Origin of the sequence: Cryobacterium sp. TMS1-20-1 (genome assembly GCF_004402355.1) — a bacterium.
GTDB lineage: Bacteria > Actinomycetota > Actinomycetes > Actinomycetales > Microbacteriaceae > Cryobacterium > Cryobacterium levicorallinum.
The window spans coordinates 29,203-45,091 of record NZ_SOGF01000027.1 but is presented as its reverse complement, the minus strand read 5'-3'; the positions used below and the strand labels follow the sequence as shown (position 1 = coordinate 45,091).

The window sequence follows — 15,889 nt, the reverse complement described above, 5'->3', positions numbered from 1 at the left end:
GGCGTCACGATGCAACCAGTTGGGCGTCATTTCCGAACCGACCGGCGACCACGCGTTCCAGCTGTGCCCGCAAAAGCAACAGGTCGATCCGGTCGACCATCTCGTGCACAAACGCGTAGATGAGCAGGCCCCGGGCTTCCTCGAGCGGGATAGCCCGCGCCCGCAAGTACATCAAGGCCTCGTCGTCCATTTGACCGACGGCGGCACCGTGTGTGCATTTCACGTCGTCGGTGTAAATCTCCAGTCGGGGACGAGTGTCGACCTCGGCCCGGTCGGAGAGCAGCAAATTCTTGTTCTTCTGGTTCGCATCCGTTCCGTCCGCACCGTGCCGCACCATGATATGACCGTTGAATACCCCGTGGGAACGCCCATCCAACACCCCCTTGTAGAGCTGGTGACTGGTACAGTCGGTCGCTGCGTGGTCGACGAAGATCGTGTTGTCGTGGAGTTGATCGCCCCGTGGCAGGTAGATACCGTCGAGGCTGACCGCGGCCCCGACGCCGTCCAGCAAAACGCGCACCTCGTGCCGGGCGATGGCGCCGCCCAGCATGATCGAGCGGGAGGAGAATCGGCTACCGCGCCCTTGCCGCACGGAGAGCAGCGCCACGTGGAAGGCCGTCACCGGCTCGTTCTGAACCTTGTAGTGCTCGATCTGCGCGTCCTCGGCCAGGACGACTTCGGTGACAGCGTTGGTGCAATACACGTCGGCCTCGATCCCGGCGTAGGTCTCGACGATCGTTGCTCGCGAGCCGGGGTCGGCGATCAGCACCGATCTGGGGCTGGAGATCAATGGCACTCCGCCCGCGTCAGAAAAGAACACGAGTTGGATCGGTTCGTCCACGATGGTGCCGGCCGTGAGGTGGATGAATGCGCCGTCTTCGGCGAGCGCATCGTTGAATGCGGCGAAGGCGTGGCGCGCCCCAGGCGTGTGGGCGAAGAAGGGTTCGAGGCGGTCAGGCCCGGCTGCCAGCACGGCGGCCAGGGTAGTGACGACGGCACCGGCTGGCAGCCCGGTCAGTCGGGAGAATTGCGCCGAATAGTGGCCGTTAATGAAGACCAGGCGTAGTCCACCGAGATCGACCGCTGCAGCGTCGATCAGTTCTGCCGTGACCCGACTGCCGGAGGCGACGGTAGCGGCAGCGAACGGCACGGCCAGGAGGGGGGCCAACCCGGTGTACTTCCAATCCTCGTTCTTGTGGGTCGGGAAGCCGTGTTCGCCCACCCAGTGCAGGGCGTCCACCCGCGCGTCATTGAGCCAGGCAGGGTCGCGCGTTCCGAGCCGAGGTTCGAAACCGGCGAGCACCCCGCCGGCCGCCCGCTGCAGGGTCACCGGGACACCCCGACCGGGGTCGAACGCCCAGAATCCACCGGCTGCGTGTCCGTGTAGCCATGCGCTTCGAGCTCCAGCGCCAGGTCTTTGCCGCCGGAACGCACGATGCGGCCGGCGGTCATGACGTGCACTTGATCGGGAATGATGTAGTCGAGCAGCCTCTGGTGATGCGTGATGACGAGCATACTCCGGCCTTCGCTCCGCAGAGCGTTCACCCCGCTGGCGACAACCCGCAGCGCATCGATGTCCAGACCGGAATCCGTCTCATCCAGGATGGCGAGCTTGGGTTCGAGGATCGCCATCTGCAAGATTTCGTTTCGTTTCTTCTCGCCGCCGGAGAAGCCCTCATTCACCGAGCGGTTCATGAACGTCTGGTCCATCTCAACCAGTTTCATTTTTTCCTGGGCCAGCTCAAGAAAATCCACCGGATCAAGTTCGTCCTGCCCGCGCTGACGACGGAGGGAGTTCAGTGCGGTGCGCATGAAGTACATGTTGCCGACGCCCGGGATCTCAACCGGATGCTGGAAGGCCAGGAATACGCCAGCGGCAGCGCGGTCCTCTGGTGACAGAGCCAGTAGGTCCTGCCCCTCATAGCTGACGCTGCCCGAGATCTGGTAACCGTCTCGACCGATCAGCACACTGGCCAGGGTGCTTTTCCCCGACCCGTTGGGACCCATGATCGCGTGAACCTCGCCCGGTTTGAGCTGCAGGTTCACTCCTCGCAGAATTTCTTTGTCCTCGATACTGGCGTGCAGTTCTTCGATTTTCAGCATTATCCAACGCTTCCTTCCAGGCTTACGGTTAACAGTTTTTGCGCCTCGACGGCGAACTCCATCGGCAGCATCTTGAACACTTCCCGGCAGAAACCGTTCACGATCATCGACACCGCTTCTTCTTCGGGGATGCCGCGCTGGCGGCAATACAGAAGTTGTTCCTCGCCGATTTTGGAGGTGGAGGCCTCGTGTTCGACCTGTCCGGTTTTGTTCTTCACCTCGATGTAGGGCAGGGTGTGTGCGCCGCTGTCCTTGCCGATCAACAATGAATCGCACTGCGTGAAGTTGCGCGCACCGACTGCCGAATGTCGCATATTCACCAGCCCCCGGTAGGTGTTCTGGCCGTGTCCGGCCGAAATCGCTTTGGAGATGATGGTGCTCTTGGTGTTCTTACCGATGTGCACCATCTTGCTGCCGGTGTCGGCTTGCTGATGCCGGGCCGTCAGCGCCACTGAGTAGAACTCTCCGACCGAGTTGTCACCCTTCAAGACGACGCCGGGGTACTTCCAGGTGATCGCTGAACCGGTCTCGACCTGAGTCCAGGAAATTCGGGAATTGCGCCCGGCTGCCATGCCTCGTTTAGTGACGAAGTTGTAGACACCGCCGTTTCCGTCAGCGTCCCCCGGGTACCAGTTCTGCACGGTCGAATACTTGATCTGAGCGTCATCGAGGGCCACCAGCTCGACCACGGCGGCGTGCAGTTGGTTCGTGTCCCGCACCGGCGCGGTGCACCCCTCGAGGTAGCTCACGTAGGCGCCCTCCTCGGCAATGATCAGGGTGCGTTCAAACTGACCGGTATCCGCAGCATTGATCCGGAAGTAGGTGGAGAGTTCCATCGGGCAATGCACGCCCTTGGGGATGTAGCAGAACGAGCCGTCGGTAAACACTGCAGCGTTCAGGGACGCGAAGAAGTTGTCGTTGTACGGGACCACCGTGCCGAGGTATTTCCGCACCAGGTCGGGATGATCTTGCACGGCCTCAGAGAAGGAGCAGAAAATGACACCGACCTCGGCCAGCTTGTCCTTGAACGTGGTCGCAACCGAGACCGAATCGACAATGGCATCGACCGCTACTCCGCTGAGTCGTTCTTGCTCCCCCAGAGAAATGCCGAGCTTGTCGAACATCTCCCGCAATTCCGGATCGACTTCGTCGAGACTTGCCAGGTTCTTTTTCGGCTTCGGGGCGGCGTAGTAAATAATGTCCTGATAGTCGACCGGTCCGTAGGAGACATGCTGCCAGGTGGGTGCCGTCAACGTGATCCAATGCCGGTAGGCACGCAGACGCGAATCCAACAACCATTCCGGCTCATTCTTCTTGCTCGATATCAGCCTGATGATGTCTTCGTTCAGGCCTCGGGGTGCCACATCGGTGTCCAGATCGGTGACGAATCCGTACTTGTAATCTTGATTCGCTAATTCACGGACCTCGTCCGAGATACCGGGCGTTATTGTCGGTGCACTCATCTTCGTCTCCAGTTGTTGTGTGGTATTTTCGGGCACGTTCGATCGAGCCATGCCTGTCGATCAGTCAGTTAGTGGCTGTCGATCAGTTAGTGGCTGTCGATCAATTAGTGGCTGTCGATCAATGCCTCTGTGGGGGTAGGGCCGCCACCAGCGGATGATCCTTGGCGTATGGACCGACCTTGGCCGCTCCGCCGGGGGAACCGATGTCGTCGAAAAACTCTACGTTTGCCTTGTAGTAGTCGGCCCACTCTTCCGGTACGTCGTCTTCGTAGAAGATCGCTTCCACCGGGCAGACTGGCTCGCAGGCACCGCAGTCGATGCACTCGTCGGGGTGGATGTAGAGCGCCCGGTCACCCTCATAAATGCAATCGACCGGGCATTCATCAATACACGCCCGGTCCTTGACGTCGACGCACGGCAAGGCAATGACGTAGGTCACAGTGCGGTCGGCTTGGTCGGGATGACTTCCAGCGGAATGAAGGTGGTGCACACGTGCTCACCGTCGACTAACCGAGATTGTCGTTCAACGGGCACTCCGAGCAGTCGCGAGAAGACATCGGCCTCGACGTCGCAGAACACCGGAAACTCCGCCGCGACGTGCAGTACCGGGCAATGCCCCTGGCACAGATGCACGCCGGCGATTGGCGTCTTCGCTTCAATCGGCCGGATCGATGCGGAGAAGCCGTCAGAACTCAGTGCCGAGGCGAGCGCCTCGGCGCGGGAACGAACATCTCCGCCGGTCGAGGGCAGTTGGGTGGCATACCGTCGTTCCAACTGTGCGCCACGTTCGCGCGCGAATTCGGCCACGGCATCCGGCCCGGCCTGTTCTGCGAGAAAGCGCAACGCCGAGGTGGCCACATCGTCATAGGCGGTGCGCATTCCGGCATGACCGGCCGCGGAGAGCACGTACGCGCGGGCCGGCCGACCACGGCCGCCGGCCATCGCGGGCTCGCGCTCCTCGACAGCACCCTCTTCGGCAAGCTGGTCCAGGTGGCGCCGCACGGCCGCCGGCGTCAACTGCAACCGCGAGGCGAGTTCGGCAGCGGTCAGCGGGCCGTCTTCGGCAAGCAGCTCCCGCACTCGGTCCCAGGTGCGGGTTTCCAGAACGTTCGGCCCGGGGCGTGACCCGTCGGCGTCCGCTGATCCACGGCGGTGATTTATTAACATTACATAAGCATGTCTTAATTCAGCTTCGACAGCAACGGTAATGCGTCAAACAGTTATCGAATCTCGGTGAGATAGGTGATGTAGCCGGCCTGGTGCAGAGCGGTACGGATCGGTTCGGCGCCAGCGGGCCCGGCCAGGGCGATAATCGCGCCACCGCCGCCCCCGCCGGTGAGCTTGGCCCCGAACGCACCGGCCCGGCGCGCGATGGCGACCATCTGCTCGAGCTCAGGGCTCGACACCTGCAGAGCATTGAGCAGGCCCTGATTGATGTTCATCAGCTCGCCCAGTTCGGCCGTGTCGCCCCGGCGCAGGGCGTCGGCCCCCTCCCCCACCAGGGAGTCGATCTGATCGAAGATCGCATCGTAACGCGCGCGGTTGTGCAGCCACGCCGCGCGCACCGCGGCCACGGTGTGCGCGGTCAGGGCGTGCACACCGCTGAGACCGATCACGATCGGGATCGGATGCGGTGTGACAATGTCGCTTATTTCGTGACCGCTCGGGGCATCCGTTTTTTTAAACAGGATCGGCCGACCGAAGGTGGCAACGGTGTTGTCGATGCCCGAGGGTGTGCCGTGCACGATCTGTTCGCACTCAAAGGCCAGGCTCGACACCTGTTCGTCGCTGAGCTCGATCGAGAAGCACTCGGCGGTCGCTCGAATCAGTGCGACGGCGAACGCGGCCGACGCTCCCAGGCCGCTCGCGCGCGGAAGCTTGGAAAACACGTCGACCCGCACGCCGGATTCGGGCAGCCCGAGACGCGCCGCGATCAACGCGGCGACCTGATGTGAGACGTCGGGGCTGATCGTTTCCTGCGCCGAACCATCAACGTTCCAGTCGGTGATGACCGGCGCCTGCCCCGGTTCGCCACGAACGACCTCGGCTCGCACGGTGAGGCCGATCGGCGCGGCAATAGCCCGGCGGCCGTAGACCACGGAGTGCTCGCCGAGCAGGATGATTTTTCCGTAGCCGACCTGCGAGCGGGCACCGAGCGGCGCACGCGTCGGCATTGCTGCAGCCGGCATCGCTGCAGCCGGCATCGCTGCGGTCGGGGGCACTGCGGCCTGGGGCGCTGCAGCCCGGGGCACGGCGGTCGGGGGTGCGCGGACCGGCGACGGCCGGGCTTCGAGTTCGGCCAGAATCTGCCGCGCCTTCCACACCTTGATCTCGCCGCCGACGAGGAGTCGCTCGACGACCTCATCGAACCGCGCCGGGCCGGTACCGGCGGCCACCGCGACCGCTCGGGCGTGCAGGCGCATGTGGCCGTGTTGGATCCCCGTGGTCGAGAGTGCTTTGAGCGCAGCCAGGTTCTGGGCCAGCCCGACGGCCGCCATTACCTCGGCCAGTTCGCGCGCCGAGGCGACATCCAAAATTGTATGGGCGATGCGCACGGCCGGGTTCGATTCCACCTGACCGCCGACCGTGCCGACCTTCAGCGGCATGGTCAGTTCGCCGACCAGGTCGCCGGCGTCGTTGGCGCTCCAGGTCGACAACGGTGCATAACGTGGCCCGCGGGCGGCGTACGCGTGGGCGGCGGCCTCGATGGCGCGCCAGTCGTTGCCGGTGGCGATCGCGACGGCGTCGATGCCGTTCATGATGCCCTTGTTATGGGTGGTGGCCCGATAGGGGTCCATGGCGGCGAATTCGCTGGCCAGAATGATCCCGTCGCGCACCCGGTCGCCGGGATAGTCCCCGGTTGCCAGCAGAGCTTCCGGGATGACCGCCCGGGCACGCACGAGGGCGCGATCGGTCAGGTTTGAGAGGATGCGCAGGAACACCCGACCAGCGCTGATCTGCTCGATCAGGGGTGCGATGCTTTCGCACATGGAGTTGACCAGGTTCGCGCCCATCGCATCGCGGGTGTCGACGAGCAGATGTACCACCAGCAGCTCGCCGTTTTGCGCCGTCGCTCCGCGCAGGTGCACCTCGATACCGCGCGCGCCGCCGCCGCGGGCGACCATGTTCGCGTGGCCGCTGTTGGCCAGCTGCAGAATGTGCTCGGATTGCGCAAGCAGAGCCTGGCGAGCACGCGCCGGGTCGGCAACGTCGACGATCTGCACCTGGCCGATCAGCAGCGGCTCGTCGGAGCTGCTGGCGAACCCACCCGCCTGGCGCACCAGAAGCGCGGTGGAACTGACCGCAGCCACGACGGACGGCTCCTCCACCACCATAGGAACCAGATAGTCCAGGCCGTTGATCTGAAAATTCAGTCCGAGACCGAGTGGCATCGAAAATACGCCGATCACGTTTTCAGTGAGACGATCGGCGGTTTCGGCGTTCAGCAGGCTGACACCGGGCTGCAGCATGGCGTAGTCAGCATCGTTCAACGTTCCGCGTTCGTGTAGCAACTCCAGTCGTTTCTGCACCGACATCCGATAGAACTTCGCGATGCGTGAGCCGCTCATGACCTTGTCCCCTCTGCGCCAAGGACCAGCGGTACAACGGATGCGCCGGCGTCGGTCAGTGCTGCCGCAAGCCGTTCGGCGGCCAAGCCGCTCGCGCTGAAGGCGAGTCCGACATCGCCGCCGCCAGCTCCGGAAGTCTTGAACACGCCACCAGCCCGCTGGGCCACGACGCGCAGCTCCCGGTGACGCGCGGTAACGATGCCGGCCTCGGCGTGGCTGTCGAGCCGGGCCAGCGCAGTGAAGTAGTCGTCGATCAGGCGCAGAAATTCGGCGCGGTCGGCGAGCGCTGATTGTGCCGTGTGCGCGAGCCGGGTCAGCCTCGCCACGTCCTGGGCGTGTTGCAGCGGATGCGCGGCACCAAAGTCGTTCACCCGACCGACCAGGTCGGTTGTCACCGACCCTTCACCGGTGACTACGGCCAGCATGGTGAGATCGGTGGGCCACTGCAGCGGCACCGGCGTCGCGCCGACGGCATAGGAGAGCAGACCGCCGTAGACGCTTGCGGCGACATCTCCGCCGCTACCCGTGCCGTCTTGGGCGGCCCGATGGGCCGACTGGGCCAGCGTGAACAGCGCCGCGCGATCGAGGTGCAGCCTCGAGGCCCTGGCCAGGGCGGCCGTGAGCGCGCTGGCCACCGCAGCGCTCGACCCGAGCCCTAACTTGTGGCCGTCGCGGGAGAGTTCCGCGCTGTCGATGCTGATCTCGAACGGGCCGCCGCCTACTCGGGCTCGCACTGCCGCTCGCACCGTATCGAACAGGCGCAGGGTCGACCGGGTCTGGGCGTTGAGAGCGGCCGGTAGTTGACCCTCATCGTCGAGGTCGAGGTGCTGGATACCAATGCTTTGGGCGTGCAGCCGCCAGGACCCGGCCGGTACGACCGTGACGGTGACTCGGCGATCGACGGCCGCCAGCAGCGCCGGTGCGCCGTGCAAAACCGCGTATTCACCGAGCAGAAAAAGTTTTCCAGGGGCCGATGACGTTATCGCTGTCACGTCAGTCCAGCCGGTAGGCGTCGGGGCCGAGCGCGCTCTGGCGCACCTCGAGCACGCCGCCCACGGTCGACAGTGCGGCGTGCACCCGGGACGCATCGGTCGGCAGGCAGAGCACCTTCACCTGCGGTCCGGCATCGATGGTGAAGTAGGCCGCAATGCCGGACGCGCGCAGGTCGCGAACGGCGTGCATCACGGCGACCGTCGCGGCGTTCCAATAGATCAACGCTGGCCGGGTGGTGAGCATCAGGGCGTGCAGCTGGAGGCAGTTGTACTCGGCGAGTTCGCCGACACGCACGAAGTCGAAAGCGGCGATCGCGGCCCGCATATCGGCGAGATCAGTCGGGGCCGTCGCCAGCCAGGCCGGGTAGAACGGCGAACTGACCGCGGTCGCGCCCATTCCGACGGTCGAATTGATCGACTTCGCCCCGTGCTCGGTGATAGCGACCAAAATGGCGAGCGGCCAGTCCGCGCCGGGCAGCAGCTGCTCAGCGTAGGAGTCCAAACCGTCGGCGGCACTGCCAGCGTGCATCTCGGCGAAACCGCCGAAAAGGGAACGGGCGGCCGAACCGGAGCCGTGCCTGGCCAGAATGGACAGCTCCCGCGCGGTCGGCGTGAGCCCGGCTGCGCCGGTCGCGGCGACGGCGAGAGCGGCGAAACCGGACGCCGACGAGGCCAGCCCGGCTCCGGTCGGGAAATTATTCGCGGACTCCACGATCGCGCACAGGGTAGCGCCTCGGGAATAACGCACCAGGTCGAGAACGCGGCTGGCCTTGGTGGCGTCGTGCCGGCATCCATTGAGCCATAATTCATCGGTCGCAAGCCCGGCGCGAAAGGTCACTCGGGTGTCGGTGTAGAGGGCGTCGAGGGTGATCGAGATCGACCCGACCGCCGGGGTATTGAGAACGGCATCGTTCTTGCCCCAGTACTTGACCAGTGCAATGTTGCTGTGTGCGCGGGCGCGGGCCGTAGCGCCGGCCTCAAGGGTCTGTGACACAGGACTGCTCCGATCGGTTCTGCCTCCATTTTAGCCGGGCCCCCCGACGTTATCCGTTCGAACCGGCCCGCGCCCCGACTCGCAGCTTGGCCGACTAAAATAACGTGACCGTCGCGGCCCCGCAATCACCTGAAAGTTAAGTGGACACAGTTGGCTCCTGGAATTAGTGGTTTCTCCCTGTACCTCCCGCCGTATCGCGTTCAGCTCGAATCGTGGTGCGAGTGGAATGACCAACCGTGGGAGAAATTCCGTTCGGTGGTCGGACGCAGTTTTCGCATGCGCGCACCCCGGCAGAGTGTCTATACCTTCGCGGCTACCGCGGTCTGGCGGCTGATTAGGGACTATGACATCGACCCGACCCAGGTCGGACTGCTCGCCCTCGGAACCGAATCAAGCACCGACAATTCGGCCGGTGCTGTCATCGTGAAGGGCATGGTCAATGAGGCCCTCGCCGCCGCCGGCCTGCCATTGTTGGCCAGAGACTGCGAAGTGCCTGAATTCAAGCAGGCCTGCCTCGGCGGCGTGTACGGCATGAAAGCTGCGCTGCGCTATCTGGCAACGGATGGCCGCGGTCGCCAGGCCATCGTCGTCTGCGCCGACATCGCCGAGTACGCGCGCGGTGGCAGCGGCGAGCCCACCCAGGGAGCAGGGGCCGTCGCCATGTTGCTGGAGAGCGACGCCCGGCTACTGGAGGTGGACCTCGCCGGGGCTGGCAGCGACTCCGACTATCGGGTGGCCGACTTTCGCAAGCCGTTTACACGTTTTCGCAATCAGCCCGACCGCGACGACGGCCAGCTGCAGGACCTGCCCATGTTCAACGGGCATTACTCCACCAGCTGCTACATCGATGCCACCCACCATGCGATGACAGCGATGCTCGACAAACGCCCCGGCCGAAATCTCGACTATTTTCACGACATCGACGCGGTGTTCATGCACCGCCCGTACCACCAGATGCCCACCACCGGGTGGGTCATGGCCTACCTGTTCGCTCTCGCGCACGATACTGACGGTCACGACGAGCTGCGCGCACTCGCCGCCGCAGCCGGCGTCGACGCCGATCGGCTGAGCGCTGAGCTGCTGGCCCCAAAACCATTCGGCATCATCGGTGCGCAGCTCGCCGAAAACACCGGCGATGCCTTTCCGCTGGCGCGCCGGGCGCGCAACCAGCTGCGCAAAACCCCGCTCTGGGACACCCTCGTTCGGGAAAAGCTCGGACTCGGCTCGGAAGCCATGCGCGACCTCGGTAATCTCTACACCGCTGCCCTGCCGGCCTGGCTCGCCGCTGGCCTGCACCAGGCACTGACCGACGGCCTGGATCTGGCCGATCAGGACTGGCTGGCCCTCGGCTATGGCAGTGGCGACGCGGCGGAGGCCCTGCCGCTGCGCGTTGTGGCCGGGTGGCAAGACGCGGCGGCGCGAATCAATTTCGACAGCGCGCTGCTCGGAGCTGTCGATCTGAACGAAACGCAATATATCGACGTGCACGCGGGACGCCTGATCGACGTCACCCCGCCCGCCCACGACGAGTTCGTGGTCGATCATGTCGGAACATCGAACGGACCCGACTTCTTCGATGAGGGCGTCGAGTATTACCGATACGTGGTCGACAGCACCGAATAATCAGAACGGGGCCGGCGGGAGCCGGTCCCGTTCTTTGTGCCGCTACTCGGCTGCGCCGATCTCGGGCTCGCCCTGCGCGTGCCGGGCACGCAGCCACGGAATGAGACCGCCGACCAGGAGCATCTCGATCTGGCGGGTGGAGAGTTCGTGCCGCACCGCATAGGTCTCGTTGCGGGTGGTGTTGCGAACGAGAATCTCGGTGCCGTTGGCGAGCGCCTCCCGAATGCCATCGAGCACCAGGACGTCGTCACGCTGGATGCGATCGTGATCGGCGGCATTCGTGAATTGCAGCGCGAGCGCGCCGAAGTTCGCCAGGTTCTGCCAGTGGATGCGCGCGAATGACACCGCCAGCACCACCCGCAGGCCGAGGAATCGGGGCGTGATCGCGGCGTGCTCGCGGGAGGAACCCTGCCCGTAGTTGGCGCCGGCGACAATCATATGACCGGTCGTGTCCCGGCTGAGCGCGGCGCGGGTCGGGTAGGTCGGGTCGACCTGATCAAAGGTGAATTCGGCAAGTTTGGGCACGTTGCTGCGAAACGGCAAGACACGCGCACCGGCCGGAAGAATCTCATCCGTTGAAATATCGTCGCCAACGATCAGCGCAACGGGCGCCTCAATACGCTCGGCGAGCGGGCCGAAGACCGGCAGGGATGAAATATTCTCGCCCTTGACCAGCGCGATGGTGAGCGATTCCGCCGCCGGCAGCGGCGCCTCAAGCATGGTCAGGTTCACACTGGAGAACTCGGGCAGGACGATCTCGGGATAGTCCATACCGAACAAGTCGGCGAGGTCGCGCGGATCGGTGATTTTTCCGGTCAACGCGGCCGCAGCCCCGGTTTCCGGCGAGCAGAGGTAGACCGAGTCCTCCTGGGTGCCCGAGCGACCCGGAAAGTTGCGCGGCATGGTGCGCAGGCTGATGCTGCCGTTGGCGGGTGCCTGCCCCATGCCGATGCAGCCCATGCAGCCGGACTGGTGCAGCCGCGCGCCGGCCCCGATCAGATCCAGCGTGGCGCCCATTTTGGTCAGGTCCTGCAGAATCTGGCGTGAACTCGGATTGACGTCAAGGCTCAGCCCGGGAAAGGACTGACGTCCCTTGGTGATCGCCGCGACGATCGCGAAGTCACGCAGACCCGGGTTAGCGGATGACCCGATCACCACCTGCTCGACCGGCCGGCCGGCGACCTCGCTCACCGGAACGACATTGCCCGGAGAACTCGGCAGCGCGATCAACGGCACGATCGTCGCGAGATCGATCTCCTCGTTCACGTCATAGGTCGCATCAGCGTCGGCGAGCAGTTCGACGAAGTCGTCCTCACGCGCCTCGGCGCGCAAGAATGTGCGAACCTGATCATCGGCGGGGAATACCGTCGTCGTTGCTCCGAGCTCTGCGCCCATATTGGCAATCACGTGCCGGTCCATCGCGGTCAGCGATGCCAGCCCCGGACCGTAGTACTCGACGATCCGGTTGACTCCGCCCTTCACACCGTGGCGACGGAGCATTTCAAGGATGACGTCCTTGGCGCTCGTCCACGGCGGCAGCTGTCCGGTGAGACGAATCCCCCAGATTTCGGGCATGCGAATGTAGAGCGGTTCGCCGGCGATCGCCAGCGCGACCTCGGTGCCGCCGACGCCGATGGCGAGCATGCCGAGAGAGCCAGCCGCCGGGGTGTGGCTGTCCGAGCCGACTATGGTCTTGCCCGGGATGCCGAAGCGCTGCATATGCGTCGGGTGCGATACCCCGTTGCCGGCCTTGGAAAACCAGATGCCAAAGCGTTGGCAGGCAGAACGCAGAAAGTCATGGTCTTCGGCGTTCTTGCTGTCGGCCTGCAGCAGGTTGTGGTCGACATATTGCACGGAAACCTCTGTGCGTGCGTAATCCAGGCCGAGAGCTTCCAGCTCGAGCATGACCAGGGTGCCCGTTGCATCCTGGGTGAGGGTCTGGTCGATGCGGATGCCGATTTCGGTGCCGGGGATCATCTCTCCGACTATCAGGTGCGAGGAGATTAATTTCTGGGCGACGTTGTAGGCCATGCGGGCTCCCTTGCTTGTGTGCGGGTGGCTGCGTCGACAAGCACCCATCCACGCAACCCGCTGATCCTTAACCTATGCGACTGCGGGGCTGACGACCACTGTTTGGGGGTGTTTGGGCCAGAGCCCAGTAAGTGTGGGCTGGCACGAGACCAAGTCCGGCTCCCATACGATAGACGGCGTGAGTAGTTACGCCCTGGTGCGCCCCGAACAGCGCACGCCGATCGCGCGGTATCGGCATTCCCTTTGGCTGCTGACGCAGCGCGATCTTCGCGTGCGCTACTCCACCTCGGTACTCGGCTACTTCTGGTCCATCCTCGATCCGCTCGTGATGGCCGGAATCTACTGGTTCGTCTTCACCCAGGTATTTGACAAAAACGTCGGCAACGAGCCCTATATCGTGTTCCTGTTGGCCGCCCTGCTGCCCTGGATGTGGTTCAACGGGGCTGTCTCCGATTGCACGAGGGCATTTCTGCGCGAGGCCAAGCTCATCCGCTCCACCCGCATTCCCCGCACCATCTGGGTGAACCGCCTCGTGCTCTCCAAGGGCATCGAGTTTCTCGCTTCGATACCGGTACTGGTTCTCTTCGCCATTGTTTACGGCGCGCAACTGCACATCGACGCGCTGTTCTTTCCCCTCGCCATCGTGATTCAGGCAGCGCTGACCGCGGGCGTCGGCCTGCTCGTCGCACCGCTCGTCGTGTTCTTTCGGGACCTGGAACGGGCCGTCAAACTCATCCTTCGATTTCTCTTCTACGCCTCCCCCATCATCTACAGCACCACCGATCTTCCGCCTGAACTGCAGTTCTGGGCTACTTTCAACCCACTGACCGGCATCTTCAGCCTCTACCGGGCAGCGTTTTTTCCGGAGCAACTCGACTGGTTCGCCGTTTTGATCAGCGTTGTCATGTCCCTGGTCTTTCTCGGGCTGGGGCTGCTGGTCTTCCGCCGTACCGAGCGCGCCGTTCTGAAGGAGATCTAGTGGTGAACCAGACAGCCGCGGTGCTGCCGGTGATTTCGCTAGTGGATGTCGGCATCCGCTTTCGCAGGAATCGTCGCGGTCGCCGCAATTTCAAGGACCTCTTCGGTGCCAGAAACCGGCGCAGCCGCCCGGGCGAATTCTGGGCCCTGCAGCACGTGAGCTTCACCGTGCAGCCGGGGGAAGCCATCGGTGTCGTCGGCCGCAACGGCCAGGGCAAGTCCACCCTGCTCAAACTCGTCACCGGAGTCGTACTTCCCGATACGGGAACGGTGCACGTGACCGAGGGCGTCGCACCGCTGATCGAGATCACCGGCGGATTCGTCGACGACCTGAGCGTACGCGACAACGTCTATCTCACTGCGGGATTGCACGGCATGACCCGCAAGCAAATTGCCGAACGCTTTGACGAGATCATCGACTTCGCCGAGATCGCCGATTTCATCGATACGCCGTACAAGCATCTGTCCAGCGGCATGAAGGTGCGCATCGCTTTCGCCGTGATCTCCCGGTTGGAAGAACCGATTCTCCTGGTCGACGAGGTACTGGCCGTGGGAGATAAGGCCTTTCGGGAGAAGTGCTATCAGCGCATCGAAGAGCTTCTCGCCGGCGGCCGAACGCTGTTCATCGTGTCGCACAATGAGCGAGACCTGCGACGGTTCTGCACCCGCGGCCTCTACCTCGACCGGGGCGATCTTGTGCTCGATGCCCCGATCACCGACGTGCTTGAGCGCTACAACGCGGACTACGCCGTCAAGCCCAAGGCCTGACCAGAAGCATCGTCAGCGAAAGTTGATGGCCAGGTAGGCGTCCCGGGTGGGCGGAAGCTGTTCGACCTCCAGACCGATCACCAGCTCACTGAGTTCGAGTTGCAGTACGGCGGCGAGTCGAATGAGGGTGTACATCGTCGGGTTTCCATACCCCCGATCGATTCGGGCATAATTCGACACGTTGAGTCCGGCGAGCAGGGCCACCGACTCCTGATTGAAGCCAAGAGTCAGGCGCCGTTCGCGCAGACGGCGGCCAAGCAGTCTGGATGCTTCTGATTTCGGCTCGGGCATTCCTCAGTTGTAGCCGCCCGCCCCGGTCTTGACTAGCGGCTGGACAATTGCCCAGACGTGGTATTTGATGTCTTGCCGGAGTCGCCGCGCGGCACAGCGTGTGCCCCGGCGCACCACGTACACTCGACGAGACGGGCGAGGGGAAGGCGATCAATGGCCAGGAAAAGCACACCGATGCTGTCATCGACCGGCGGGAATCCGCAGGGCGGCGCCCTACCGACCGGGTTTGTGAAGGGAATCGACCGGGTTCTGGCCATTCACCGGCCAGTCGTCCTGGCCCACATCCGCAGCATCCGTCGCCGCAATCCCCACGCCTCGCCGGAGCAGATCGTGCGCATCCTGGAGAAGCGCTATCTCGCGGCGGTCATCGCCGGGGGCGCAGCAGTGGGCGCGACCGCCGTCATTCCCGGGGTCGGCACGGGCGTGACCATCGCCCTGTCTGGCCTGGAGACCGCCGGCTTTCTCGAGGCAACGGCGCTGTTCACGCAGTCAGTCAGCGAGGTACACGGTATCGCCGTGGAGGATCCGGAGCGAGCCCGCGCCCTGGTCCTGACCATGATGCTGGGCCGGGAGGGCAGCGATCTGGTGCGCCAGCTCGCTGGCCAGGTCACCGGTTCGGGCACGGCCCGCACCACCTACTGGGGCGAACTCATCACGAACAGCCTCCCCCGGGCGGTTTTGGGCCCCCTGACCGACCGGCTCAAGAGCGCTTTTCTGCGTCAGTTCGCCACCCGTGGCAGCGCCAGCCTGCTCGGCAAAGTCCTCCCGTTTGGCATCGGAGCTGTCATCGGCGGTGTCGGCAATCACATTCTGGGCAATAAGGTCATGCACGCGTCACGACTCGCGTTCGGCCCGCCGCCCAGCGGGTTTCAGCCGGATTTGGACCCACGACTGCGAGAGATCCGAGTGCGGGAAACGCACCGGGGCAAGCCGGTGGCGGCCGGACCGGCCGAGCCTTTGGCATCCGCTTCGTGGCCGACTGCGCAGCCGCAGCAGCTCGAAGCGCCGCCCGACCCCGCACGGGAGTAGCGCGTCGGTCGTGCTGGTGCTGCTCGCGCAACCCCAAGCCGCTCGCGC

General features: G+C 64.2%; 14 protein-coding genes. 4 read left to right on the top strand and 10 right to left on the bottom strand.

The window, feature by feature from the left end:
• Nucleotides 1-4 precede the first annotated feature (4 nt).
• The 8 genes from sufD to mvaD form a co-directional block, all read right to left on the bottom strand.
• Nucleotides 5-1,330, bottom strand: coding sequence for a Fe-S cluster assembly protein SufD (gene sufD, locus E3O45_RS06645; RefSeq protein WP_198418231.1), 1,326 nt, complete (start codon nt 1,328-1,330; stop codon nt 5-7).
• Nucleotides 1,327-2,103: a Fe-S cluster assembly ATPase SufC gene (gene sufC, locus E3O45_RS06640; RefSeq protein WP_134442681.1), complete on the bottom strand. Its 777-nt coding sequence runs from the start codon at nt 2,101-2,103 to the stop codon at nt 1,327-1,329. Before sufC ends, sufD begins: the two co-directional genes overlap by 4 nt.
• Nucleotides 2,103-3,566 carry a Fe-S cluster assembly protein SufB gene (sufB, locus tag E3O45_RS06635; RefSeq protein ID WP_134442680.1) on the bottom strand — a complete coding sequence of 488 codons (1,464 nt, stop codon included), beginning with the start codon at nt 3,564-3,566 and terminating at the stop codon, nt 2,103-2,105. Before sufB ends, sufC begins: the two co-directional genes overlap by 1 nt.
• A gap of 118 nt (nt 3,567-3,684) precedes the next feature.
• Nucleotides 3,685-4,005: a ferredoxin gene (gene fdxA, locus E3O45_RS06630; RefSeq protein WP_134442679.1), complete on the bottom strand. Its 321-nt coding sequence runs from the start codon at nt 4,003-4,005 to the stop codon at nt 3,685-3,687.
• A complete protein-coding gene (locus E3O45_RS06625; RefSeq protein ID WP_134442678.1) occupies nt 4,002-4,733 on the bottom strand; it encodes a metalloregulator ArsR/SmtB family transcription factor in 732 nt (243 codons plus the stop codon). Before E3O45_RS06625 ends, fdxA begins: the two co-directional genes overlap by 4 nt.
• Before the next feature lie 53 nt (nt 4,734-4,786).
• Nucleotides 4,787-7,135, bottom strand: coding sequence for a hydroxymethylglutaryl-CoA reductase, degradative (locus tag E3O45_RS06620; protein ID WP_134442677.1), 2,349 nt, complete (start codon nt 7,133-7,135; stop codon nt 4,787-4,789).
• On the bottom strand, nt 7,132-8,127 hold the full coding sequence (locus E3O45_RS06615) for a mevalonate kinase (protein WP_166789416.1): 996 nt from the start codon (nt 8,125-8,127) through the stop codon (nt 7,132-7,134). The genes E3O45_RS06620 and E3O45_RS06615 overlap by 4 nt, the downstream gene beginning before the upstream one ends.
• 1 nt (nt 8,128) lies before the next feature.
• Nucleotides 8,129-9,121, bottom strand: coding sequence for a diphosphomevalonate decarboxylase (mvaD, locus tag E3O45_RS06610; protein ID WP_134442675.1), 993 nt, complete (start codon nt 9,119-9,121; stop codon nt 8,129-8,131).
• Nucleotides 9,122-9,271: 150 nt separating this feature from the next.
• Between mvaD and E3O45_RS06605 the strand changes: the two genes are divergently transcribed.
• Nucleotides 9,272-10,744: a hydroxymethylglutaryl-CoA synthase family protein gene (locus E3O45_RS06605; protein ID WP_134442674.1), complete on the top strand. Its 1,473-nt coding sequence runs from the start codon at nt 9,272-9,274 to the stop codon at nt 10,742-10,744.
• A gap of 42 nt (nt 10,745-10,786) precedes the next feature.
• On the opposite strand, the gene E3O45_RS06600 is transcribed toward E3O45_RS06605, so the two are convergent.
• Nucleotides 10,787-12,775, bottom strand: a complete 1,989-nt coding sequence (locus E3O45_RS06600; RefSeq protein ID WP_134442673.1) for an aconitate hydratase — start codon at nt 12,773-12,775, stop codon at nt 10,787-10,789.
• Between the two features lie 178 nt (nt 12,776-12,953).
• On the opposite strand from E3O45_RS06600, the gene E3O45_RS06595 reads away from it, so the two are divergent.
• A complete protein-coding gene (locus E3O45_RS06595; RefSeq protein ID WP_241985255.1) occupies nt 12,954-13,754 on the top strand; it encodes an ABC transporter permease in 801 nt (266 codons plus the stop codon).
• Nucleotides 13,754-14,521, top strand: coding sequence for an ABC transporter ATP-binding protein (locus tag E3O45_RS06590; protein ID WP_370304229.1), 768 nt, complete (start codon nt 13,754-13,756; stop codon nt 14,519-14,521). Before E3O45_RS06595 ends, E3O45_RS06590 begins: the two co-directional genes overlap by 1 nt.
• 12 nt (nt 14,522-14,533) lie before the next feature.
• Here the strand turns inward: E3O45_RS06590 and E3O45_RS06585 are convergent, their stop codons facing one another.
• The gene (locus tag E3O45_RS06585; RefSeq protein WP_092450179.1) at nt 14,534-14,812 is read right to left on the bottom strand and encodes a helix-turn-helix domain-containing protein; all 279 of its coding nucleotides are present in this window, start codon (nt 14,810-14,812) and stop codon (nt 14,534-14,536) included.
• Between the two features lie 153 nt (nt 14,813-14,965).
• On the opposite strand from E3O45_RS06585, the gene E3O45_RS06580 reads away from it, so the two are divergent.
• Nucleotides 14,966-15,841 carry a hypothetical protein gene (locus tag E3O45_RS06580; RefSeq protein WP_370450323.1) on the top strand — a complete coding sequence of 292 codons (876 nt, stop codon included), beginning with the start codon at nt 14,966-14,968 and terminating at the stop codon, nt 15,839-15,841.
• Nucleotides 15,842-15,889 lie beyond the last annotated feature (48 nt).